A 24,074-nucleotide genomic window follows, 5' to 3' on the forward strand; every position below is an offset into this window, starting at 1 on the left:
TTTCTGTGTTGTTATCTGTTTATGAAAGTTTATTCCGATATTGACATCAATACGTAGACGCCGGAGAGCATAGTAAAGATGAATGCCTGCAAAGCGGCCACGAAAATTTCGAATACTACAAAGACGATTCCGGCTAGCAGCGTGAGCGTACCAGCCCCCACCCCGATAGCACCGGAGATAGTGAAATAGAGGTAGTTAGTACCTAAGAAACAAAGCACCAGGATGAAATGCCCTGAAACCATATTCACTAAAAGACGCAAGGCAAGGGTGATTGGGCGCAATATGAAGGTCGAAAATAGCTCAATCGGAATCATCAGTATGTAGAGCGGAGCCGGTACCCCTGGGGGCATAAGTGAATTGCGGAAAAACTTAATACCCGAATTTCTTACGCCTGCCACTATAAAGCCGATATAGGCATAGATGCCGAAGATAAGGGGCATACCGAAAAGAGAAGTGCCGGCTATTTGCAAACCGGGTATCACGCCCGTCAAATTCATGAAAAGAATGCCGAGAAAAAGTGTGGCTAAGAAAGGCTGATAGGGGCCGGCTTTAGGCCCGAGAATCTGCTCCCCGATTTGTACTCGTGAAAACTCTAAAAGCGATTCCACCGCACTCTGTGCTTTTCCCGGCACTAAGCGAGCGCGCCGCGAATAGAGGAACATAATTAGGAAAAGGCAGAGCACCGCGATTAGCCGCACTAAAATAATACGATTCAAGGCAAAAGGAGTGCCCGCAAAAAGAATCGGGGCTGGATCAAATTCTCCTGCCAAAGAAGGGCCAGTAAAATCATTTCCCGCGGTAGCGGTGAAGTAAGCAGGGACGATGAGACTAAGCGGAGTATTCACTATCCATTTAATCCTATTCTAAAAATTTTTCCGCCTCCGCCCACGCGGCATCGCTGGATCCGGAGCAAAACCTAACGTTAATACTCTACATGAGAATTGCCGTATCAGCCAGCCCCGGGGCAGGTAAAAACGAAGATATTTTTTAAAGATCAGAAGTAGAAAAATCCGGGCCGGGGGCGCGCAAAATTACCAGCGAAGCTATGCAGAGTGAAATCAAGAGTCCGGCTATAAAACCGCCGCAAACTCCGCCGAGACTGGCAAAATTTCCTACTCGTACCACTACGAGAGCTATAAAAACTAAAAGTATTTTCCCGCCGTAGCTGATAAGACTAGAAAGGACGCTGTATTTCGGGAATTTAGCCGTAATATGTGCCTCAAATATCCAAGAAAACATATTAGAAATGCACACTGCAAAAAGACCGATTGCTACTCCGATTCCCAGCTGGGGCTTTCCCAAAATTATTCCCAAAATTCCTCCCAGGGCAGCACATAAGAAACAGATGCCGGTGGAGAGAAGAGAAACTAGACGCAGAATTTCTCCCGCATCGCGCCGTTTTCCAGGTATCCGGCGGTGAAAATGGAAATTATGAAACATCAGTAGCTATTTCTCGCTGGGGGAACAACTCCGGGGGCAGAGTCAACCGCAGACACAGAATCAGCTACAGGTGCAGAATCAGCTGCGATTGCGGGGTTGTGTTTTGCGGAGAATTTTTGGACGGTCAAGTAAATACTGCCCAGTATCGCCACTCCTATCAGAGCTAGCACCCAAGAATAGGGAAAAATCGTATATATAACTCCGGAAAAAGAAGCTACTCCCGCCCAGAGATAGAGCACTAAAACTGCTGTCACTTGTGAATGACCTCTGCGAAGTAACCGATGATGCAAGTGGCCAGAATCAGCCATAAAAGGAGAACGCCCTTGACGTAGACGCCGTACTACCGCCCAAGAAAAATCTATGAGCGGGATTAAGAGAATAACTGCCGGGATTAGGAGTGGCATAAAGGCGGGCATCGCCACTCGCATATTTACATTCGCCGGATCTATCTGCCCAGTAATTAGAATAGCCGCCCCGCTGATTACCGCTCCGAGCATAAGAGCCCCGGAATCCCCCATAAAAATCCGCGCGGGATGAAAATTATGCGGCAAAAATCCGGCACATACACCCACCAATGCTGCCACCACTGCAGTGGCCACTGAAGCGTAATCTCCCGGGGAAGATATCCGTACTAGATAGTAGGCGTAGCAGAAAAAGGCACAGGCAGCGATACCGATTACCCCTGCGGCGAGGCCATCTAAGCCATCAATAAAATTGACGGCGTTCACCACTACCACCACTACCAGAATTGTGCCGATAAGAGTAAAACGCTCCGAACCGATAGTGATACCGAGAAAAGGTAAAGAAATTAGCTGCACTCCAAACCAAGCCATGATTCCGGCAGCGAGAACCTCCCCCGCCAGTTTCGTATACCAATTCAATTCCCAAATATCATCAACTGTGCCGACCAGACACATAAATCCGGAACCGAGCACAATTCCCCACGCAGCTGAGTTGGGAGAATAGACATCCTGCAAAAAAGGGATCTGAGAAGCAAGTACAAAAGTGATAAGTAGCCCTAGATACATTGCGGTACCTCCCAACCGGGCTATCGGCACTTTGTGCACATCTCGCTGCCGCACCTGCGTAATAGCTCCGACGGAAAGGGCAATATGCAGTATTAAAGGTACGAGGAGATACGTGATTACTGCTGCAAAGAGCATAATCAGCAGATATACTCTCACTCCGCTACCTCCATTTGCGTAACTTCTGCCAGTGTTGCCGCCGGAATAGCGCCGGCGCGAAGAATATGTAATTGTGGAGCAGTATCCGAGAAGCTCACAATAGTTGAAGCCGTGCCACCCGGAGATTTTCCACCATCCAGATAGAGACTTATCGCTTCTCCAAGCTGCTCTTGCGCCGTTTCAACGCGGAGAGCCGGTGGATTTCCGCTCTTATTGGCACTGGTGACGGCGAGCGGGCCCGTCTTTTCTAAAAGAGCGAGAGTAAAAGGATGGTTGGGCATTCGCAAAGCGACCGTGCCGTGCGTTTCTCCTAAATCCCAGCCCAGAGTAGGGCGAGCCGAAAAAATCATCGTCAAGGCACCTGGCCAAAATGCTGCGGCAAGAGCGCGGGCTGGGTCTGGAAAATCAGCCACTAGTTCCAGAGCTTGCTCGATATTTGCTACCAGCACGGGAGAAGGCTTCTGGCGCGTGCGCGATTTAGCAGTTAAAAGCGCGTTCACTGCGGTGGCATTAAAAGGATCAGCACCAATGCCATATACCGTATCCGTAGGAAGGCAAATTACTTCTCCGCGTTTTACCGCTGCCAGTGCTTGCGCAATTGCAGCCGAACGCTTTTCCGCGGTTTGGCAATCCCATATCTGCATATTTTCCTCCCGCCTATATCCTACTCAGATTTAGGAAATTCGGGCAGCTGCCCCGCCGAATTTTCTGAGCTCACTTACGCATCTGCGGCGATACCCTCTGCATAGAGCCAGCGTTCTCGCCCGTTATAATCCTGGCCAGTCTGCACCTGCGCAAAAAACTTTTTCGCCTCCGCGCGCAGCGCTGCTCCCTGCGTATCGTCATGCTCCATTATAAGAGCCCCACTGGAATTGAGCAGCTGCGCGGAATGCGCAATTAACTGTCGGGGTATTTCTTCGCCGCGCGTCCCTCCGCCGAAGAGGGCAATCTCTGGATCAGCTTGCACTTCTAGGCTCAGTTCTCTTCCGGCGGGAATATACGGTGGGTTTGTGATTACTAAATCCACTTGACCGGCTAGTTCGCACAGCGCAGTGCGAGCATCACCCTGCAAGAAAATAACGGGATTCCCATAGCGAGCATTATTACGAAGAGCGGATTCGTAGGCGATAGCAGATATCTCTACCCCATACACTTTAGCGCGGGGACACTCCGTAGCTAGCGCCAAAGCAATCGCCCCTGACCCGCTACATAAATCAACTACCAGCGGATTTTCCCGCTTAGCGAGAAAATTCAAAGCAGTTTCCGCCACCAACTCCGTCTCCGGGCGCACAATGAAAACTCCCGGGCGCGCTTCTAATTCTAAGTAACGAAACCACATTTTCCCTAGGAGATGTGCCAGTGGCACGTGGTGCGCGCGCTGAGTGAGTAGGTGAAAAAAATAGCTCCGCGCAGCAGTAAAAGATTCGGGGAATTTTTCTACACTTGCTTCCGCCAACCATTTCACCTGCGGGAAAGTACTTTCCACCCCAGCTTCCGCCAGCTGTGCTACTCCAGCGCGAATCAATTCCTGCCATTGCGGCGCCTGCTGCACTTGCTCACGCCATTCTTGCTCGCACATCTAGGCAACTTTCGTTAAAAAGTTACTCATTTTCCGCTGCTTGCGCGAGCCGTTCGGCGTTATCGGCGTCGATGAGCGAATCAATTACTTCTTGCAGATTGCCATCTAGCACCGCGTCTAAGTTATAAGCCTTATAGCCAGTACGATGATCGGAAATCCGATTTTCCGGGAAATTATAGGTACGTATCCGCTCCGAACGGTCGACCGTACGTACCTGCGAACGCCGCTGCGCCGCTTCTTTTTCGGCCTGCTCATCTAACTGTTGCTGGCGCAACCGCGCCCGCAATACCCGCATAGCTGCTTCGCGGTTGCGAATCTGAGATTTTTCATCTTGCATCGACACCACTATTCCCGTAGGAAGGTGGGTGATACGCACTGCCGAATCAGTCGTATTTACGCTCTGCCCACCCGGACCTGAAGAACGGTAGACGTCGATACGTAAATCATTATCATTAATCTCTATTTCTCCGGGGTCATCTACTTCGGCAAATACCAATACTCCGGCAGCTGAAGTGTGGATACGCCCCTGAGATTCTGTGACTGGCACCCGCTGTACTCGATGTACGCCCGCCTCAAATTTCATGCTCGCCCAAACTCCTGCCGCTGGATCTTCCGGCACTTGTTTCGCTTTGATAGCAAGCTGCACATCTTTATATCCACCCATATCGGTGAGATTGGCAGAGAGAATTTCGGTACTCCAGCCCCGCCCTTCTGCATAACGCTGATACATACGCAATAAATCTCCGGCAAAAAGAGCCGACTCTTCTCCGCCTTCTCCCGCTTTGACCTCTAGAATTACATCGCGAGAATCATCGGCATCGCGCGGAATAAGTGCATCGCGCAAAGCGGTAGCGGCCTCTGCCACCTTTTCTTCTAAAGCCGGCAATTCCGGAGCAAAAAGCTCCGCATCTTCTCCGCCAGCTGCTACGATTTCTCGCATATCTAAGTAATCTTGCCGGGTCTTTTGCCAATTTAGGTAATGATTAACAATATGCCCTAGTTCCGCATAGCGCCGACCCAAAGAGCGCAGCTTTTCTGGCTTTCCCAACACCTCCGGAGAAGCCATCTGCTTTTCAATATCCTTGTATTCAGCCAATATGGCTGCCGCTGCCGGAAATTCCGCCTGCGCATCTACTTTCTGCTCTTCCACCGTTCCGCCTTTGCTTTGCTAACTACGTTTTTATACGCCGAACGCCGGTACCAGAGTACCGGCGTTCGAAAATACAAAACTACTTATTACGCTTGCCGTAACGGGCTTCGAAGCGTGCTACCCGCCCGCCGGTATCCAGAATCTTCTGCTTACCGGTGTAGAAAGGATGGCATGCAGAACATACATCCACCCGCAAATGATCGCGCTCCAGCGTAGAACGGGTATCAAACTCGTTCCCACAGGTGCAGCTGACGTGGATATCTGTATATTCGGGGTGAATTCCCTGCTTCATTATTACTCCTTGGATCGTTTTCTGCTCTGGGTCCACTTCCGAAAACGGCTAGCGGTGAACCAGAAGCCGACGGTATATTACAACACTTTTTTTAGGTATTTTCCAGCTAGGTGAGTAATCACTCACCTGCATTCTGCATACCGCGCACAATGGACATTAAAAATTCCTTATTGGACTCGGTATTACGCATTCTATTGAGGAGATAGTCCGAAGCACCTTGCACATCCAAAGTGCCCAAAGCCCGCCGCAAATGCCACACAATCTTCAGCTCTTCTGGGCTGAAGAGAAGTTCTTCCCGACGAGTGCCCGAAGCATTTACATCTACCGCCGGGAAAATACGCCGATCTGCTAGCTCGCGCGAAAGGCGCAACTCCATATTGCCGGTGCCCTTGAACTCTTCGAAAATCACTTCGTCCATCTTCGAGCCCGTCTCTACCAATGCCGAAGCTACGATAGTGAGCGAGCCACCGTTTTCTATGTTGCGAGCTGCTCCGAAAAACTTCTTTGGCGGATAGAGTGCCGCTGCGTCTACTCCACCCGAGAGAATACGCCCAGAAGCTGGAGCTGCTAAGTTGTAGGCGCGCGAAAGCCGAGTGAGTGAATCGAGCAGAATTACTACATCTTGCCCTAATTCCACCAGCCGCTTGGCGCGCTCGACTGCCAGTTCTGCCACTATGGTGTGATCGGAAGCCGGCCGATCGAAAGTAGAAGCTACTACTTCCCCATTTACCAGGCGCTGCATATCGGTAACTTCTTCGGGGCGTTCATCTACCAGCACCACGATTAAATGTACCTCCGGATTATTATGCGCGATTGCCATTGCCAATTGCTGCATAATAATGGTCTTTCCCGCTTTAGGAGGAGATACGATCAGCCCGCGCTGCCCCTTTCCGATTGGAGCCATCAAATCGACTACACGCGTGGTGAGCCCTTTTTTCGTGGTTTCCATCCGCAACATTTCTTGCGGATAAAGCGGCGTCAGTTTATTAAATTCCGGACGCTCAGCCGATTCTTCCGGAGAGAGCCCATTAATAGCGCTGATTTCCACTAGCGGGTTATATTTATGAGTCCGCTGCCCCCGGCGCATATTATTCTTTGCTGGGCGCACAAAACCGGAGACGGCATCGCCGCGCCGCAGACCGTATTTCTTAATTACCTGCTGCGATACATAGGCATCATTCTTGCCTGGCAAATAGCCGCCCGTGCGCAAATAAGCATTTTTTCCAGCTTGATCGAGGATTCCCGCCACCGGCAGCAGTACTTCTTCATTGCCATCTGCTGCAGCTAAAATTTCTTCTTCTTCATAGTCACTATCATCTGCACTGTAGTTTTTCTCTACCCGCGCAGTGGCCTCACTATGCCGATCGCGATTCTTCTCGTTGCGATTCCGCGCGCGATCACGGCGGTGGCGTTCCCGCTTATTCTGCGGACGCTCGTCCCCTGCAGCATCTTCTTTATTCTTATCTCTATTCCGATGCGCTTGGGCACGGCGCGCAGCAGCGTCACCAATCGCCTCTAAAGCCGCTTGCTTATCAGCAGGAATTTCTAAATCTTCTGTTTTTTCTACCGAAACCCGCGGCGCCTTCGCCGAGGCACTCGAATCCATATGCGCTTCTAAAGCAGCAATATAATCAGCTTTTCGGGAGCGGGGCGGCATCTTAATACCGAGCTCTGCCACCATTTTCTTTAATTCCGGTAAGAGTTTTCCAGCTAAATTGCCGGACTTCTGGGAGTTTTCGCTCACTACTTTCCTTCGCTAAGTACCTCTATAAGGTATGCAAATATTACTTTTACTAATCACTAAAAATTACGGAAGTGATATCGAGGCAAAGCGGCTATCAAATATCCTCCAAGAATATGCCATCCTCTAGGAATAAGCCGAATACGCTGCGAAACGAATTTTATTCAGATTCGCTCTTGCCTGCTTCATATTCTTGCACATTTAAAGAAAAAAATAAAATAAGCACTGAATCCTGCTATGTGCCATTCCCTACAGCTAAAGATGCCTTTTAGAGTAATTGCGCACCCGCGGCCGGGCGCGAAGATATCAATGTAAAACCTTGCTCACTGATAGTGCGGGCGAGTGCATCAGGCACCTCGGCAAAAAGCAACAAAGTGGGGCCAGCTCCCGAAACGACTACCGGCCAGCCGGCTTTGCGCAAGGCCGCGAGCAAATCTGCACTGTGCGGCATTTGCTCCGCTCGATAATTTTGATGTAAACGATCAGCGGTAGCGGAAAAAAGCAAATCTGGGCGGTGTTCTAACGCATGCACTAAGAGTGCGGCGCGTGAGAGATTAAAAACGGCGTCTGTATGCGGCACTTTTTCCGGCAAAGCCGTGCGTGCGGCCGCGGTAGAAAGTACCTCCTGTGGCACCAATAAGGTGGTGTGAATTTTTTCTGAAACAGGTAGCTGCACCGTATTTATCTCTTTTCCTTCTACCCAGGAAAGAGTCGCCCCTCCGTAAATACAGGGAGCGGCATTATCTGGATGACCTTCATAAGAAGTAGCCAATTCCAGAACCGTCTTATCATCTAGCACCTCTGGCTGGTCTATTATGCCACGTACCAGCATGATTCCGGCTACTACCGCCGCTGCAGAAGATCCGAGGCCTCTTCCGTGCGGAATATGATTTCGGCAAATCAAATCTAAGCCGGCGCGGGGCAATCCCAATTTATCTAATAAATCGTTAATTACCGTGATGATTAGATGCGATTCATCGCGCGGTACCGTATCTTTCCCTTCACCTAGTACCGTAACCCGCGTCGGGCCAGTAGTGAGAGAGACGAAAACTTCATCCCACAAATCATGCGCCATTCCGAGACAGTCGAAACCTGAGCCGAGATTTCCCGAAGTAGCAGGTACTCGCACCCGCGCATTTTCTTTTACAATCCGCATTTTCGCTCTTTTCTACTTCCGGTGCACTTCCGATTAGAAAAATTTTCTCCCACTACAGCTGCAATGCCTGGCGTACCGCAGCAGTATTCGGCGGAAGAGGCTCTTGGGTAAATTCTCGGCCTTGCAGAGCTGTGGCCGTATCTTTTAAGCCATTTCCCGTGACGGTGCAGACGATTTGCGCCCCCGCCGGCACTTCATTCTCATTTGCCGCCGCCAATAAACCAGCCACCGAAGCAGCGGAAGCTGGCTCTACAAAGATACCGGTTTCGGCCGCTAAGAGTGCCTGTGCCTGCAAGATTGCACTATCTTTCACTCTTCTTATCCAACCGTGCGAATCTTGCTTAGCAGCTTCGGCGTAATCCCAAGAAGCCGGATTACCAATTCGAATCGCCGTGGCTAGTGTTTCCGGTTTCTCCACTGGATGCCCTAGCACTAGCGGAGCAGCTCCCCAAGCCTGTACTCCCCACATCTGGGGCACTTTTTTCGCCACCGGAGGGAGACGCCGCGCAGTATCATCCAGAGAAGCAGCAGTAGTTTTCCCTGCATACTCCATATACCCCATCCAATAAGCGGTTATATTTCCCGCATTTCCTACCGGCAATACGTGAATATCCGGCGCATCTCCTAAGGCATCTACAATCTCAAAGGCGGCAGTTTTTTGCCCTTGTAAGCGATAGGGATTAATAGAATTAACTAAAGCCACTGGATATTTATCCGTCAGCTCCCGCACAATCCGCAAGCAGTCATCGAAATTGCCGTCAATAGCAATCAACTTTGCCCCGTGCACAATCGCTTGGGCCAGCTTTCCCGCCGCAATTTTTCCAGCCGGTAAAATTACTGCGCATTCCAAACCAGCCGCCGCCGCGTAGGCCGCAGCTGAAGCGGAGGTATTACCGGTAGAAGCACAAGCCACTACTTTCGTATCGCTTTGGCAAACGTGGCTAATAGCTGCCGTCATTCCTCGGTCTTTAAACGATCCAGTCGGATTTGCTCCCTCTACTTTTATGTAGACTTCGCCTCCAACCTTTGCACTCAAAGAACGGGAATAAATGAGCGGAGTGCCCCCTTCTTGCAGGGTAACCACCGGATCGGAATCCGAAAAAGGCATCCGCTCTAAATACTCGTAAATAACCCCTTGCCACTGATGTGCCATTATTTATCCTCCACCTGCAGTACTTTTGCTGGCGCGCCCGCCGCTAATTTATTCAATTCAACTACCGCGGCATCAATATCCGCCCGCCGCGCCATATGCGTAATAAAGATAATCTCTACCGGCTGCTTCTGCACCTGCGCAGCATTATCTTTATCGCTTTGCGGCTGACCTTCCTGGCTCACGGTAGAAAGAGAGACGTTGTGCTGCGCAAATATGCTCGCCATCTCTGCCAACACTCCCGGCCTATCTGCCACTTGTAACTTGATGTAGTAACGAGAACGGAAATCCCCTTTAGCGAGTATCGGATGGGAACCATAGACTATTTCCCGCGGAGCTTGCCCTCCATATACTCGTTTTCCAGCTGCCGCCACCAAATCTGAAAGCACCGCAGAAGCAGTAGGCGCTCCGCCGGCTCCACGGCCATAGAACATCAAACGGTCGGCAGATTCGGCCTCAATCATTACCGCATTGAAAGAATCACTCACTGTGGCCAGCGGATTTTCTTTCGGCACCAATGTAGGAGCTACGCTAGCTTCGATTCCACCTTGCCCCTGCGTGTCTTTACGAATCCGCGCCGCCGCAATTAGCTTAATTACGTAGCCGGCTTTTTCAGCCGCCTTAATATCTTCCGCAGTCACATCTCGAATACCAGTTATTTCCACATCATCTAGCCGCACCCGGGTGTGGAAAGCTAGCGAAGCCAGAATAGCGATTTTCGCGCCCGCATCTAAGCCGTCGATATCGGCACTCGGATCTGCTTCCGCAAAACCTAGCTCCTGCGCGCGTGCAAGCGCTTGGGAAAAATCTGCTCCCGTGGTGTGCATTTGATCGAGAATAAAATTGGTAGTGCCGTTCATAATTCCCAGTACTTGCTGGACTCGATCACCCGCCAAGGATTCTCTTAAGCCGTAAACTACCGGCACCGCTCCGGCCACCGCCGCTTCGTAGTAAAGATCTACATCATTAGCAGCAGCTAGTTCATAAAGTTCCGGCCCGTGAGTAGCCAAAAGGGCTTTATTGCCCGTAACTACCGAAGCTCCATTTTCTAAAGCGGCCCGTACATAAGCATGCGGTGGATCAATTCCACCGATAAGCTCGATTACGATATCTGCTTTCTTTATCAGCTCCAAGGCATCGGTGGTAAATAACGCCGGATCTACCGGTAAGTGACGCTCTTTTTGTAAATCATTTACTAAAATTCCCACTAATTCGAGACGAGCTCCTGCGCGCGCCGCGAGAATATCTGCCTGTTCGCTAAGCAGCCGCGCTACTGCGCTCCCCACTGTACCGCAGCCCAACAGAGCTACTTTTACGCTTTTTTCCACTGCTTTCCTCGCTATTCTTTTCCCGACTCTTCTCAGTTTACCCTAGGTCAAGAGCTAATAAATCTGCTACTGTCTCCCGGCGAATAAGCATTTCTGCTTTTCCGTCTCTCACCCCTACCACTCCGGGGCGAGGAATCATATTGTAATTAGACGCCATTGCTCTTCCATAGGCGCCCGTCACCGGTACCGCTAATAAATCCCCTGCTTTAATATCCGCAGGTAAAGCTACATCATGCACCACAATATCACCGGATTCACAATGTTTACCCACTACGCGGGCGCGCTCTAGGGGAGCGAGAGAAGTGCGCGATACGAGTGCCGCGGTATAATCGGCCGCATAGAGAGCTGGGCGAATATTATCTGACATTCCTCCGTCGACGGAGATATAACGCCTAATTCCGTCGGCTAGCTCCACCTCTTTAACCGTACCTACCGTATAGAGAGTGCATACAGCTGGCGCGATAATCGAACGCCCCGGCTCAATAGATACGCGCGGAGCTGGCAATCCGGTTTCCGCAATATGAGCGCCTACTTCTGCCGCTAAGGCGCAGGTAAATTCTTCTGGAGTAGGCGGAATACTATCTAATTCGGTGTAGCGCACTCCGTAGCCACCTCCGAAATCAATCTCAGATATTTCCGCTCCTTGCGCCATCGCCCAAGCTCTTTCCGCTAAAAGAATGCGAGCTGCCGCCCGAAAACCATCTAATTGTAAAATCTGCGATCCAATATGCGAATGTAAGCCCTGTAAGCGGATATAAGGTAACTCTAGGGCGCGTTTTATGGCTAGATGACTGGCTCCACTCGGAATTGAAATACCGAATTTTTGATCTTCGTGCGCAGTGGCAATAAATTCATGCCCACCGGCATGTACTCCCGAGGTGAGACGCAGGTATATGGGAGCTATTTTTTTCTGCGCAGCAGCCAGCTCATTTACTAGCTCCAATTCCGCTATTGAATCAACCACGATATGAGCGAGGTTATTCTCCAAGGCGGCAGTAATTTCCGCACGGGATTTATTATTGCCATGCAAAGCACAGCGCTCTCCCGGCACTCCGCCTGCCAAAGCAATCTGTAATTCTCCCGCCGAAGTGGCGTCAATATAGAGCCCGTCTTCCCACATCCACCGGGCAAAAGCCTTCGAAAGAAAAGCCTTTCCAGCATAATAGACGTCTCCACCCGCAAGATCAGCAAAAACATTATCGAGAGCTTTTTTCCAGCGCCGCGCGCGGGCCCGGGCGTCTGCAATATCGAGAATATAAAGCGGAGTGTCAAAACGAGCAGCTAAATCACTTACCGGAATTTTCGCCACCGCATACTCCCCCTGCGGAAGTACTTCCACCTGCTGCGACCAAATTCCGCTCCAGCTATTATCTGGGCGAGGGGCAGCTACATTTTCCAAATTCATCTTTTCCTCCTGCTCTGCCCGATGCGACTCTGGCTCTCTACTCTCACATTTGCTGCGGAGCTGCTACTCCCAGAAGCTGTAATCCATTTGCTAATACTTGCCCGGCAGCGTCATTCAACCATAAACGCGCCCGATGCGTAGCAGTCACAGGATCACTAGCACGCGGAGTGACACGCGATTTACCATACCAAGCATGATAGGCCCCCGCTACTTCCTCGATATAGCGCGCAATTCGGTGCGGTTCGCGCAGTTCAGCTGCTTGAGCTACCACTTCCGGATAGCGAGCTAAAGTGGCGAGCAGATCCTTATCCGCCTGCGTATTTAATAAAGCCGGATCAAAATCACGCCGTTCTACTCCATGCTCTTGTGCATTGCGCGCTACTGAACAGATACGCGCATGCGCATACTGTACGTAATAGACGGGGTTATCGTTGGTGTGCGCAGATATGAGTGCTAAATCAATTTCCAAAGGTGTATCCATTGCACTGCGTACCAACGAATAGCGCGCCGCATCTACTCCGGCTGCTTCTACCAAATCGCTGAGCACCACCACATTGCCGGCTCGTTTCGACATCCGTACCGGCTCCCCATCCTGCAGAAGATTCACCAATTGCCCAATGAGGATTTCCATGTTTTTTCCGCTGCCGGCTTCATCTCCAAAAGCGCGCGCCATCGCATACATCCGCCCGATATATCCGTGATGGTCAGCCCCTAGCAAATAGATGGCACAGTCGCTTCCCCGCCGGCGTTTATTGAGGTAATAAGCGATATCACCCGTAAAGTAAGCAGTCTCTCCGTTAGTTTTTATTACTACCCGGTCTTTATCATCGCCGAATTCTTTAGTGCGCACCCACGTCGCGCCATCTTTTTCGTAGAGGGCACCCCGCTCTCTTAACTGCTTTAAGGCTTCTTCTACTTCTCCCGAGGAGTAAAGAGAATCTTCATGAAAATAAACATCAAATTCCACTCGAAAATCGATAAGTTCCTTTTTTATTTCTGCAAACATCTGTGCGACGCCGTATTTACGGAAAAGCTCCTGCGCTTTTTCGCGCGGAAGTCCGGCGAAATCCACTTCCGGATGCTCCGCCTGCACCTGAGCAGCGATATTAGAAATGTATTCTCCACCGTAGCCATCTGCTGGCACTTCCTCTCCACGCGAGCGCGCAAGAAGGGAAGAAGAAAATCTATCTATTTGTGCGCCATGATCATTGAAATAGTATTCACGTACCACTTCCGCACCGGTAGCTGCCAAGATTCGCGCTAAAGAATCACCCACAGCCGCCCAGCGTGCACCGCCTATATGGATTGGGCCAGTGGGATTAGCGGAAACGTACTCCAAGTTAATTTTCTGCCCTTTATTGGCGGTAGAAGTACCATAAGCAGCTCCCGCTTCCACAATACTGCGCGCTAATTCTCCTGCTGCTGCCGCCTGCAAATAAATATTGAGGAACCCCGGGCCCGCTACTTCAACTTTGGCAATACCGCTTTCCTTACGCAGCTCAGCAGCTAAAATCTCCGCTAAATCGCGTGGAGCTAGTCCCGCTTTTTTCGCCAACTGCATAGCGATATTAGTAGACCAATCGCCATGCGCTCGGGCCCGCGGGCGCTCTACTCGCACGGCAGGCATATCCGTATCCGCAAAAGTAATTTCTTTATTCGCACGCACTTGGTGCAATGATTTCGCAATAAGTTCAGCAAGTTCCTCAGGAGTCATAATTGCATTCTACCGAGCCGTGCGGCAGAGCCTCTAGCGAGCGGAGGTGAACTTAGCCATTAAGTAATTTGCTCGGCTGCAATGTGCTACGTGTGACACTTCAAAAACTTAGTTCGGAATCTGCCGGCGTTCACTGCTACACTGAAATCCGATACAAAAAGTATCGCAAATATATCTGCCCCGATAGCTCAGGGGATAGAGCGTTCGCCTCCGGAGCGAAAGGTCGCAGGTTCGAATCCTGTTCGGGGCGCAGATTAAGAGTTAATTCAGAACTCAGCTAATTCTAAACTCAGTTAATTCTGAACTCAGCTCGCACTCGGGGTGGGCGGCAAACCTTTTTCACCCGGCTTATAAATCTTCCCGGAGAACTTAGGATTCAGAAATACCTCTTCACACAAATAGGTATCGATTTCCTCCTCCGTGAGCAGCCCTAATTCTAAAACCACTTCTTTTATATTTTTCCCACTCTGGGCGGCAGTTTTACCAATTAAATCGCCTTTTTCATGCCCGAGAATATCGTTGAGATAGGTGACAATACCGATAGAATTCATGACGTAGGAGCGCATAATCTCCCGATTCGCCGTAATTCCCTCAATGCAGCGCTGGCGCAACGTACGGCAAGCATTAGTGAGCAACTGGAAAGACTCACTCATCGCCTCCAAAATCACTGGCTCCATCACATTTAGCTGCAGCTGGCCGGCCGCAGCCGCCAGTAGTACTGCCGTATCGTTGCCAATCACCTTAAAGCAAACTTGATTTACCACTTCCGGAATTACCGGATTTACTTTTGCGGGCATAATCGAAGATCCGGCCTGCATCTGCGGCAAATTTATTTCATTCAATCCCGCTCGCGGCCCCGAAGAAAGTAACCGTAAATCATTACAGATCTTAGTAAGATTGTGTGCCAATCTTTTCAAATGCGAATGAATAAGCACATGGTCGCCGTTGTCATACGTAGCTTCCATCAGGTCAGGAGCATTTTTAATAGCTAAACCTGTAACTTCAGCTAGTTTTTCTGCCACTACTTGCGAAAAACCATCCGGCGTATTTACTCCAGTGCCGATTGCCGTGGCTCCCGAATTGACGTACAGCAATTTTTCCGCATCTTGCGCCAAGGCCGCTTTGGCACTCTGAATAGAACTGGCGAAGGCTTGAAATTCCTCCCCGAGACTCATCGGCACGGCGTCTTGCAACTGGGTACGCCCCATTTTCAGCATCCCCGCAAATTCTCTACCTTTTGCAGCTAAAGCAGCCTCCAGCTTTTCCAGCTCTTCCAATAGACACAATACTTCTTGGTATACAGCGAGACGAATCCCCACCGGATACGTATCGTTGGTGGATTGAGATTTATTCACGTGGTCATTGGGGTGAATAATATCGTAACGCCCTTTTTCATACCCCAGTGCTTCTAAAGCTAAATTAGCAATCACCTCATTGGTGTTCATATTGGTAGAAGTACCCGCACCACCCTGAAATAGGTCTACTGGAAACTCCTCAAGGCAGCGCCCTTTTTCCAGAACTTCATCGCACGCTTCCACAATAGCTGCAGCTATATCTTCTGGTAGTACTCCTAACTCAGCATTCGCAAGTGCACAGGCTTTTTTCACCTGCACCATCCCGCGCACAAATTCCGGAATATCCCGCACTTTTTTATTCGAAATCTGGAAATTTTCCAACGCCCGCTGCGTGTGGATTCCGTAGTATGCACTATCCGGCACTTCTTTTTCGCCAAGTAAATCGGCTTCCTTACGATTCGCCATTGAATTCTCTCTTATCGGTGAGTTAAAAATACAAACTAAAGCGACAGAACATTCTCCGCCTAATCGCATTCTATTACTCGGGCCGATTTTCTGCCTTAGATGCCCAAAATTCCTCTATTACGCACCGCGCCCGGCTCGGCTCATCGGTTATCAAAGCATCTATACCGAGCTCTAAAAGCCGGCGCATCTCCACTTCTTCGTTAATAGTCCATACGTGCACCGCTAGACCCCGCTGATGGCACAGCCGAATAAAAGCCGGAGTGATAATTTTTATTCCGTAAGCTGCTACCGGCACTTGTACCGCTTCTACTTTTTGCTTATTGCCAGGTACAAACCAGCAAAGAATATTTTGCAATGGAAATGGCAAGTGTGCAGCTAATACCAGCAAAACCAGCGCTCCTTCCCCGAGCGAAGAGGTAACTCCTGGGAGAAGACGGCGCAATACTTTCAAGCGCATTTCACTAAAGGAACTGAGAGAAATCCGCTCCTGCGCATCATGAATTTTAATTTCCCGTACTAAATGCCGTATTACCTGCCACTCTTTAGAATCAATATTCAAGACTAGCTGCGGAAATTTTTCTAAAACATCTGCAAATCGCAATAGAGAATGCCCCGAGTGATCCCGCACCTCGGTCAACTCTGCCCAAGATTTATGCGCAATTTTTCCGCGCCCATTCGTCGTGCGCTCCAAAGTATCGTCATGAAAAATTACTACTACGCCATCGCGGCTGGCGTGCACATCACTTTCAATATACTTAAAACCTTTTTCTTCCATATTGGCAAAGGCGAGAAGCGAATTCTCGGGCGCCTCGTTTCCCCCCGCGCGATGTGCAAGAACTATTGGTTTTTCCTGTAATTTCCACATTCTACCGGTAGCAGACATAATCAAACCTTTCCGGGTACGCTCGCATAATACGCTCTGCTCTTATTCTACCGACAGAAATTTTTCTAAGTACGAACTTTACCAACGAGAATTTCTCTAAATAAGAGCTTTACCGGCAAAAAATTCCGAAATAAAAGTTTTATCGGAAAAAATTTATCTCTAAGCGGTTTACCGGCAGGAACTTCCGATATCTACCGCGCCGTGCTTAGTTAAAAACTCTGCCGGATCTATCGCACTGGTCTTCATCCCAGCTCCTGGGTGGATTTCCAGATGCAAATGCGCGCCCGTAGAACGCCCCTGCGATCCCACAGCAGCAATTACCTGCCCTGCTTTTACTTTATCGCCCGCAGCTACATGGATACCGTCGTCATACATATGCAGATACCAGCTAGTGAATACTTCACCTTTTATCTCATGCTGAATCACAATTATATTCGCAGAGCCAGTCTCCGCTGTCTTCCCCGCAGCCAATACAGTACCATCCGCAATCGCATAAATCGGGGTACCAGCTGGAGCTGAATAATCTTGACCTTCGTGCATCTTAGCAGCACCACTGAAGGGATCAGAACGCACCCCAAAAGGAGAAGAAATCGTATAAGTGCCGCTCCGCATGGGGGAATAAATAATTTCTTCTGCGCTAGGAGCGAGTGCCCCAATTAGGGAATTCGCTCCTACCTGCGGCAAGCAATGTGCCCGCCCCGAATGGAGCGCCTCTAAAGCAGCCTGCATTTTTGCCGTCTCATCTGCTCCGGGCGCAGCCAATAAAGTATCGGGAGTAGTGGCAGAATCTACTACCACTTCCGAGAGCAAGGATTGCGCAGCGGTGAATTTAGGAGCCGCAATAGCTGCTTGCACTTGCACGAGCGCCATAGTACTCAAAGCTGCAGCTCCTGCTGCTATTAAGCTAGACATAAAAGAAGGAACTGGCAAACTCTGGCGAACCTGCTGTAGATGTTTAGCTGGAAAACTACTTTTTTGCGGAGGATATTTCGCCAAAGCTGGCATATAGGCAGTCACCGCGGCCGCAGAAGCACTTTCCGGCGCCGCCGCAATGAATTCCTGAGGCGAATCTGGCGAAACAGCGGATACTTGGGATGCCGAAGCTTTCTGCGCCGCCAAGCGGATTTCGCGGCGGGAAGGTAACCTCCGCCCAGCGCTATCTATTGCCAAAATTTTCCCCGCTTCGTCGTTATTTTCATCATTTGCGGCCGCTCCGCTATCTTAAAGAATAACGTTTTGATAACGGAAAGGCTAGCGGTTACGAGTATCTTCTCCGTGATACCCTCCACACCTATTTTATTAGCCCAAATGAAAGAAACTATTGCCGCTATATATTGGAATTTATCGCTGGTAAGAGCGCTATTTAGAGCCAGCAAATAAAGCTCAGGCATCGCCGGCACAACAAAGCCTTTCATTCTTAAAATCAGCGCCTTACTCTCCAGAGTAAACCCCTTTTACCGCAAAACAGCAGAGCTCATTATCGCCAAAGCAACACCTTTGTCTCTATAAAGTAAGTACCTGCGGCGGCATTTCTTTATAAGTTTTACGCGAAAAATAGTTAGAATATGGGCAGTGCCTTTAAAACAAGCAGCTGAAGGGTAATCATGAAGCGAAATCTACGAGTCTTTTTTGTAGGAGACGAGCTAATTGCCGGACTAGGTGATAAACGTGCCCTCGGCTGGAGCGGCCGGGTGGTGGCACGCACTCCGCTGGATCCCCCACTATTAGCTATCAATTTGGCTTTCCCGGGCGAATCTTCTGCTGCTTTAACTAATCGCTGGGAAGAAGAAGTGCTGCCCCGGCGCAGCAAGAATGCCGATAATCGCCTCGTAATTGGCCTCGGCTCCCACGATTTAGACGCCGGCTTGAGCTCAGCTCGCTCTCGGCTGTATCTAGCGAATTTATTGGACAATGCCGAACGCCATCAACTGGCATCATTTGTAGTCGGGCCGCCGCCGCGCCCCGATGTGGAACCGGCTCGCCTTGCCGAATTATCGCGAGCGTTTTCCGAAGTCTGCTCTCGCAGAGATATTCCCTACGTGGATACCTACGAGCCTCTTTCTAAACACGCCCAGTGGGCTACCGATATGGCTATTTCCGGCGGATATACCCCTCGCCAAGCCGGATACGGGCTAATAGCTTGGCTAGTTTTGCACCACGGCTGGCACCAATGGCTCGGAATAAATTCTGCTGATTTATTTTCCGAATAGACTTTAAAAAATAAACTTTCAAAAATAAAAATAGAGGTGAGAAACGGAGTTTCTCACCTCTGATTTTACTAATTTAGCAATTGGGCTTTTTACCGTGATTTGCTTTCTTCTTCCGGCGTGTACGCCGTTTATCTGCCCGCTTAGACATAACTTTGCTCCTTAAAAATTATTGACTGCCGGTTATCCAGTGTAGCGAAAAATACTGCTTTCAGCATCAGAAAGTGGCAAGCATAAAAGTAGTATTCCTCTCGCTTTCTCCGGCACTGACAAAATCTAATCCGTACAATCTCTTCTAATAGTCAGCTGTGTAATGCGTAGCCGCAGCGAGCGCGGAGCAAGATCCGTGAAAGAACGGCGAATAACCGCGCGCACTCGCAATTCTGCTCGGATCGTCTCTAAGCAATTTTCACAACCGCGACCATGCTCCAGCAGTCGATGCGCATACTCCGCCGGCACTTCGTAATCGAGTAATTCAAAAAGATGTTCTAGTAATTCATCGCAGCGGCAGGCGGCTCCACAAGTACAATCGGAACCACCGTGACACGGACAAGCATCTAATTCCGCCATTAACTCAGCGATTTTTTCTTCTGCAGATTGCCCACTCATTTTTCTTCCTTTGCTTGGTAGCCCTGCTTGCGAGCATAATCGCGCAATATTTTTCGCAACTGCATCCGCCCCCGATTCAAACGCGACATCACCGTGCCCACCGGAGTTCCCATAATCTCTGCTATTTCCTGATAGGAGAAACCCTCAATATCAGCTAAATAGACTACTGTGCGCCGTTCTTCCGGAAGGGCGTAAAAAGCTTCCTGAATTTCCTGGTTAGGCAGGTTCTCTATCGCTTCTGCCTCTGCCGACTGTAACCCCACAGCGTGATGAGAAGCGGCTTGATATTCGTGCCATTCTTCTACTTCCGCATGGTCAGATTCTTGCGGTCGGCGCTGACTTTTCCGGTAATTAGAAATAAAAGTATTGTTAAGGATGCGATAGAGCCAAGCCTTCAAATTCGTGCCCGGCTTATATTGGTGAAATTTAACAAAAGCCTTGGTGAAAGTCTCTTGCACTAAATCTTCCGCATCCTGTTTATTGCGGGTAAGACGCAGAGCACCCGCATAGATTTGATCGAGAAGCGGCAAAGCCTCCCGAGCAAATCTTTCTTCCAGCTCTTTCGCAGACTCCGCGGGCGGAGCAAGAACTGCATTTTTTTCTTTATTCATCATTTCTAGGATACTAAAAACGCCGCGCTCCTACTTCTCCGCAAACCACTTTCACAAGGTATTACTTTTTTAGAGAAAATTAGAGCTAAATATGCCGTCACCTAAAAAATATGCCTACACTTAAGATGCAAATCATTCGCCCTCTCTATAAGCGGAAAAGGATTTACTATGCCAGCTTCGTCTGCTTTCTCTCGTCTCTTAATTGCCGCTCCCTATATTGCATCTGGAGCTGATGCCCTACTGAATTCCCAAGCCCATCGAAAGCAGGGAGAAAAATTTGCCACTTGGCTAGAGAAAATCGGCATCAAATTCCCCGTAGAGCATTTACCTCTTATTACTCGGATTAGCGGCGGAGCCATGCTTGCCGCCAGCAGCGCACTGGCCGCGGGTCGATTTAGAAGACTCGCTGCAGCCGGGATTCTCGCCTTGCAGATACCAGTTTCTCTAGCTCGGCACCCTTTTTGGGAGCAGGAAAATTCAGAAAAGAATTTCGATATTCTCTACCTATTATCAGATGCCCTTCTGCTCTACGCAGCACAGGTTGCCGGCTGGAGCAATGAATATCGCTCTGCCAGCCACAAATAGTAGCGAAGTAAAATCCTGATGCCTGATTTATGGCCAGCCCCTCTTGCCGGAGCAGTAGCCGGAGATATTAATTTACCTGCTTCTAAGTCCGCTACTAACCGTCTGCTTATACTAGGGGCATTGAGTGAAAGACCCACTACTCTCTATTCCCCACTCCAAGCGGAAGATACTGATTTAATGGTGAGCGCTCTCCGTAATTTAGGGGTGAAAATCGAGCAAAGCGATACTGCTTGGAAAATATATCCCGCACCTTTACACGGCGAAAAAATTTATACCGGATTAGCTGGCACGGTAATGCGTTTCCTATTGCCGCTAGCTGCCTTAGCAAACGGGGAAAGCCTTTTTCACTGCACTGAACAAGCTGCGCGCCGGCCAATTTATCCGTTAATAACTGCCTTAAAAGATTTAGGTGTCGAAGTAGAAACAGCCGGCAACTCCCCCGCTGCCACTTTTCCTTTACGTATAAAAGGGAGCGGGCAAATAACCGGCGGAAAAATTCAGCTTGATGCGGCCGCTTCTTCCCAATTTATCTCTGCCTTACTTTTGGCTGCACCTCGTTTCCAACGCGGTTTAGAGCTAGTAGCTCCTGCTCCGCTCCCGTCATTTCCCTATATCGAAATGACGGCACATATGCTCCGCCAAGCGGGAGGAAAAATTACCGAACTGCACTCGGCAGAAATAAACTCTGCCGCGAGCGCATATCATTGGCGTATAGCGCCGAGCTCACTCCAAGTAGCTGCCCAAAAGGTAGAAGCTGATCTCAGTAATGCCGGGCCTTTTCTCGCGGGAGCTATGGTGAGCGGAGGAAAAGTGCGCATCGTAAATTGGCCGGCACACAGCCACCAACCAGGGATAGCTTATCGGGAGATATTTAGCCAGATGGGCGGAAAATTTTCGCACTGCCACTGCGAAGATCACAGCGGAAATCTAATTCTCACTGCCCCATCCACTCTAAAAGAAATAGATGTAGATTGCCGCGCCATTGGCGAATTAGTGCCCACTTTAGCTGCTGTATGTGCCTTTGCCGCCGGCACTTCTTATCTGCGCAATATCGCTCATCTGCGCGGCCATGAAAGTGACCGTTTAGCAGCTCTAAGTAGTGAATTAGCGAAAGTAGGTGTAAAAGCACGCATAGTTGGGGGCACTGACTTAGAGATCACTCCTCCCCGCTCCCAGCCCAATGCAACCAATCTGCCTAATATCCCTAGTCTGCCCAATGGAGCGCCGCGCGATATTGCGGCGCCCGATATTATTATTGATGCACATAATGATCACCGTTTAGCCACTTTCGGAGCTATTTTAGGAATGCGCATTGCGGGTATTAAGATAGCAGGCATAGCGGCCACTGCGAAAACTTTTCCAGATTTTCCCCGGCAATGGAAGGAATTTTGCCGTTGAGAAGAGATATCGGCACTGATGACTATCGCGTACGGGTGCGCCCAGGTAAAGGCTCCCGCCCGCGTACAAAAATTCGCCCTGATTACTCCCGCGCTCCTCGCGCCCGCGTATATCGGGTGGATCGTGGCCGTTATCATATGCGGTTACTTACAGATGGCACACCACTCGTAGGAGTGAAAGCGCGCGAACTTCCGCCGGGAAGCGTAGTGGTAGGCGATATCTGCGCGGTAGTGGGAGATCTTTCTGGAAAAAAGAATACTTTGGCGCGCATTGTAAAAGTGGATGATCGCCAGAGCGTATTACGCCGGAGCAGCGCGGAAGGAGAGAAAACCGGCGAAGAAAGAGTAATTGCTGCCAACGTAGATCAGCTACTTATTATTAGCGCCTTGGCGGATCCCCCGCCGCGCATCGGCATGATTGACCGTTGCCTTGTGGCTGCTTATGACGGCAATATCCGCCCAATTTTGGTGCTCACAAAAGCGGATTTAGCTTCTCCGGCAGCACTTTTAGCTACCTACCAAGATTTAGCTCTCCCCACCGTCATCACCTCTGCGCAAGTAAATACACAGCAAAAAGCCGAGATTAACGCAGAGAGCCTCCGCGAATTGCGCTCCTACCTGGAGGGGAAAGTTTCCGTACTGATTGGGCATTCCGGAGTAGGTAAATCTACTTTGATTAACGCCCTCGTGCCCAGCGCTAATAGGGATACCGGAGCCGTAAATGAAGTGACGGGCAGAGGCCGGCACACCTCCACTTCCGCTATGGCTTTTGCCCTACCGGAATCCGGAGTAGTGATAGACACTCCTGGTATCCGCACTTTTGGAATTTCCCATATCGATACGGAAAAACTACTGCCTAGTTTTCCAGATCTAGCAGAAATAGCAGCTGCTTGCCCCCGCGGATGCCGGCATAGAGAAGGAGAATTAGAATGCTGCCTCGGGGAAGTATCCGAAGCGCATCTACGCCGGCGCGTAGCTTCTTTCCACCGTCTTCTGGCAGCTATTGACGTACCGGAGTGGGATAAAAACTGAGATAGTACCTACTCGCTCATATTTCCACGTAGAATATGGCTATGGCTAAACGTTCTCGACTTTCCGACGATTTACAGGTAATTTCCGGCATAATTGATCAGGTAGATCATTTTACGAAGCAGCGCTTTCGCGCCTTAGATTTACAGGTAGAGACTAAACCAGATTTCACTCCCGTCACTGATGCCGACCGTGGCGCAGAGAAAATTATCCGAAATATGCTGGGTAAATACCGGACAAGAGACGCCATATTTGGAGAAGAAGAGGGCGAAAGCAGCGGATATTCTAACCGACGGTGGATTATTGATCCTATCGACAGCACCAAGAATTTTGTGCGCGGCGTGCCGGTGTGGGCCACTCTAGTCGGCCTAGAGGAAGACGGAGAGATGGTCTTAGGGATGGTCTCCGCACCTGCCTTACATCGCCGCTGGTGGGCAGTAAAAGGGCTGGGCGCCTATACCGGACGTTCTTGGACCACCGCCCAGCCGTTGCAGGTATCACGAGTGAACCGTATCGAGGATGCTTCTCTTTCCTATTCTTCTCTCCAAGGCTGGCAAGAGCGCAACCAATTGCGCGCTTTTCTCCGCCTCGCCCAGGCCGCTTGGCGCACCCGCGCTTATGGTGATTTTTGGTCGTATATGCTCGTAGCAGAGGGCGCCGTAGATATTGCAACCGAGCCGGAACTAGAACTTTACGATATGGCGGCACTCGTACCGATACTCACCGAAGCGGGCGGGCAATTCACTGACCTCGAAGGAAATCCAGGGCCGTACGGGCGCTGTGCGCTGGCAACGAATGGAATTCTGCACGCCGATGCACTCGAAGTACTTCACTCAGTGCGGGATAACGATTAA

The 24,074-nt window shown here is 50.0% G+C and carries 25 protein-coding genes and 1 tRNA gene; 6 read left to right on the forward strand and 20 right to left on the reverse strand.

What is annotated here, in order from left to right; translation table 11 throughout:
- Window positions 1-29: 29 nt before the first annotated feature.
- The 13 genes from atpB to argS form a co-directional block, all read right to left on the reverse strand.
- The gene (gene atpB / locus BQ7117_RS06190; protein WP_073996670.1) at window positions 30-845 is read right to left on the reverse strand and encodes a F0F1 ATP synthase subunit A; all 816 of its coding nucleotides are present in this window, start codon (window positions 843-845) and stop codon (window positions 30-32) included.
- A 142-nt stretch (window positions 846-987) separates the two neighbouring features.
- On the reverse strand, window positions 988-1,440 hold the full coding sequence (locus BQ7117_RS06195; RefSeq protein WP_073996671.1) for a hypothetical protein: 453 nt from the start codon (window positions 1,438-1,440) through the stop codon (window positions 988-990).
- On the reverse strand, window positions 1,440-2,624 hold the full coding sequence (locus BQ7117_RS06200) for an MraY family glycosyltransferase (protein ID WP_073996672.1): 1,185 nt from the start codon (window positions 2,622-2,624) through the stop codon (window positions 1,440-1,442). Before BQ7117_RS06200 ends, BQ7117_RS06195 begins: the two co-directional genes overlap by 1 nt.
- On the reverse strand, window positions 2,621-3,268 hold the full coding sequence (locus BQ7117_RS06205; RefSeq protein ID WP_073996673.1) for an L-threonylcarbamoyladenylate synthase: 648 nt from the start codon (window positions 3,266-3,268) through the stop codon (window positions 2,621-2,623). Before BQ7117_RS06205 ends, BQ7117_RS06200 begins: the two co-directional genes overlap by 4 nt.
- A gap of 74 nt (window positions 3,269-3,342) precedes the next feature.
- Window positions 3,343-4,203 carry a peptide chain release factor N(5)-glutamine methyltransferase gene (gene prmC / locus BQ7117_RS06210; RefSeq protein ID WP_073996674.1) on the reverse strand — a complete coding sequence of 287 codons (861 nt, stop codon included), beginning with the start codon at window positions 4,201-4,203 and terminating at the stop codon, window positions 3,343-3,345.
- A gap of 22 nt (window positions 4,204-4,225) precedes the next feature.
- Window positions 4,226-5,353, reverse strand: coding sequence for a peptide chain release factor 1 (gene prfA, locus BQ7117_RS06215; RefSeq protein WP_073996675.1), 1,128 nt, complete (start codon window positions 5,351-5,353; stop codon window positions 4,226-4,228).
- 79 nt (window positions 5,354-5,432) lie between these two features.
- A complete protein-coding gene (rpmE, locus tag BQ7117_RS06220) occupies window positions 5,433-5,645 on the reverse strand; it encodes a 50S ribosomal protein L31 (protein WP_073996676.1) in 213 nt (70 codons plus the stop codon).
- A gap of 118 nt (window positions 5,646-5,763) precedes the next feature.
- Window positions 5,764-7,389 (reverse strand): transcription termination factor Rho, encoded by a 1,626-nt coding sequence (rho, locus tag BQ7117_RS06225; RefSeq protein WP_073996677.1) that lies wholly within the window; start codon window positions 7,387-7,389, stop codon window positions 5,764-5,766.
- Window positions 7,390-7,654: 265 nt separating this feature from the next.
- Entirely contained in the window at window positions 7,655-8,542 is an 888-nt protein-coding gene (gene thrB / locus BQ7117_RS06230; protein ID WP_073996678.1) for a homoserine kinase, read from the reverse strand.
- Window positions 8,543-8,594: 52 nt separating this feature from the next.
- Window positions 8,595-9,695, reverse strand: a complete 1,101-nt coding sequence (thrC, locus tag BQ7117_RS06235) for a threonine synthase (RefSeq protein WP_073996679.1) — start codon at window positions 9,693-9,695, stop codon at window positions 8,595-8,597.
- Complete coding sequence (locus BQ7117_RS06240) at window positions 9,695-11,020, reverse strand: homoserine dehydrogenase (RefSeq protein ID WP_143273986.1); 1,326 nt, start codon at window positions 11,018-11,020, stop codon at window positions 9,695-9,697. Before BQ7117_RS06240 ends, thrC begins: the two co-directional genes overlap by 1 nt.
- A gap of 37 nt (window positions 11,021-11,057) precedes the next feature.
- Entirely contained in the window at window positions 11,058-12,425 is a 1,368-nt protein-coding gene (lysA, locus tag BQ7117_RS06245) for a diaminopimelate decarboxylase (protein ID WP_073996681.1), read from the reverse strand.
- A 43-nt stretch (window positions 12,426-12,468) separates the two neighbouring features.
- The gene (argS, locus tag BQ7117_RS06250) at window positions 12,469-14,139 is read right to left on the reverse strand and encodes an arginine--tRNA ligase (RefSeq protein WP_073996682.1); all 1,671 of its coding nucleotides are present in this window, start codon (window positions 14,137-14,139) and stop codon (window positions 12,469-12,471) included.
- 177 nt (window positions 14,140-14,316) lie between these two features.
- Between argS and BQ7117_RS06255 the strand changes: the two genes are divergently transcribed.
- A tRNA-Arg gene (locus BQ7117_RS06255) sits at window positions 14,317-14,389 on the forward strand.
- 55 nt (window positions 14,390-14,444) lie between these two features.
- Here BQ7117_RS06255 and aspA read toward each other — a convergent pair.
- The 4 genes from aspA to BQ7117_RS07870 form a co-directional block, all read right to left on the reverse strand.
- Window positions 14,445-15,899, reverse strand: a complete 1,455-nt coding sequence (gene aspA / locus BQ7117_RS06260; RefSeq protein ID WP_073996683.1) for an aspartate ammonia-lyase — start codon at window positions 15,897-15,899, stop codon at window positions 14,445-14,447.
- Between the two features lie 73 nt (window positions 15,900-15,972).
- Window positions 15,973-16,782, reverse strand: coding sequence for a glycerophosphodiester phosphodiesterase family protein (locus BQ7117_RS06265; RefSeq protein WP_084789967.1), 810 nt, complete (start codon window positions 16,780-16,782; stop codon window positions 15,973-15,975).
- A gap of 168 nt (window positions 16,783-16,950) precedes the next feature.
- Window positions 16,951-17,952 (reverse strand): M23 family metallopeptidase, encoded by a 1,002-nt coding sequence (locus BQ7117_RS06270; protein WP_084789970.1) that lies wholly within the window; start codon window positions 17,950-17,952, stop codon window positions 16,951-16,953.
- Window positions 17,943-18,197 (reverse strand): hypothetical protein, encoded by a 255-nt coding sequence (locus tag BQ7117_RS07870; protein ID WP_073996684.1) that lies wholly within the window; start codon window positions 18,195-18,197, stop codon window positions 17,943-17,945. Before BQ7117_RS07870 ends, BQ7117_RS06270 begins: the two co-directional genes overlap by 10 nt.
- Window positions 18,198-18,386: 189 nt before the next feature.
- Here BQ7117_RS07870 and BQ7117_RS06280 point away from each other — a divergent pair, with 189 nt between their 5' ends.
- A complete protein-coding gene (locus BQ7117_RS06280) occupies window positions 18,387-18,992 on the forward strand; it encodes a GDSL-type esterase/lipase family protein (protein WP_073996685.1) in 606 nt (201 codons plus the stop codon).
- Window positions 18,993-19,065: 73 nt separating this feature from the next.
- Here the strand turns inward: BQ7117_RS06280 and BQ7117_RS07990 are convergent, their stop codons facing one another.
- The 3 genes from BQ7117_RS07990 to BQ7117_RS06290 all read right to left on the reverse strand — a co-directional run bounded on the left by BQ7117_RS07990 (window position 19,066) and on the right by BQ7117_RS06290 (window position 20,212).
- The gene (locus BQ7117_RS07990) at window positions 19,066-19,140 is read right to left on the reverse strand and encodes a 50S ribosomal protein bL37 (RefSeq protein ID WP_419865612.1); all 75 of its coding nucleotides are present in this window, start codon (window positions 19,138-19,140) and stop codon (window positions 19,066-19,068) included.
- A 125-nt stretch (window positions 19,141-19,265) separates the two neighbouring features.
- Entirely contained in the window at window positions 19,266-19,598 is a 333-nt protein-coding gene (locus tag BQ7117_RS06285; protein ID WP_084789972.1) for a hypothetical protein, read from the reverse strand.
- A complete protein-coding gene (locus BQ7117_RS06290; RefSeq protein ID WP_073996686.1) occupies window positions 19,595-20,212 on the reverse strand; it encodes a sigma-70 family RNA polymerase sigma factor in 618 nt (205 codons plus the stop codon). The genes BQ7117_RS06285 and BQ7117_RS06290 overlap by 4 nt, the downstream gene beginning before the upstream one ends.
- A gap of 165 nt (window positions 20,213-20,377) precedes the next feature.
- Between BQ7117_RS06290 and BQ7117_RS06295 the strand changes: the two genes are divergently transcribed.
- Genes BQ7117_RS06295 through hisN form a run of 4 tightly spaced genes read left to right on the forward strand, consistent with a single transcriptional unit; the run spans window position 20,378 to window position 24,074 of the window.
- Entirely contained in the window at window positions 20,378-20,794 is a 417-nt protein-coding gene (locus BQ7117_RS06295) for a DoxX family membrane protein (protein WP_073996687.1), read from the forward strand.
- 18 nt (window positions 20,795-20,812) lie between these two features.
- The gene (gene aroA, locus BQ7117_RS06300; RefSeq protein WP_073996688.1) at window positions 20,813-22,192 is read left to right on the forward strand and encodes a 3-phosphoshikimate 1-carboxyvinyltransferase; all 1,380 of its coding nucleotides are present in this window, start codon (window positions 20,813-20,815) and stop codon (window positions 22,190-22,192) included.
- Window positions 22,171-23,223 (forward strand): ribosome small subunit-dependent GTPase A, encoded by a 1,053-nt coding sequence (gene rsgA / locus BQ7117_RS06305; RefSeq protein ID WP_073996689.1) that lies wholly within the window; start codon window positions 22,171-22,173, stop codon window positions 23,221-23,223. Before aroA ends, rsgA begins: the two co-directional genes overlap by 22 nt.
- A 41-nt stretch (window positions 23,224-23,264) precedes the next feature.
- Window positions 23,265-24,074: a histidinol-phosphatase gene (gene hisN / locus BQ7117_RS06310; RefSeq protein ID WP_073996690.1), complete on the forward strand. Its 810-nt coding sequence runs from the start codon at window positions 23,265-23,267 to the stop codon at window positions 24,072-24,074.

Origin of the sequence: Arcanobacterium urinimassiliense, assembly GCF_900119495.1 — a bacterium.
Lineage (GTDB): Bacteria > Actinomycetota > Actinomycetes > Actinomycetales > Actinomycetaceae > Arcanobacterium_A > Arcanobacterium_A urinimassiliense.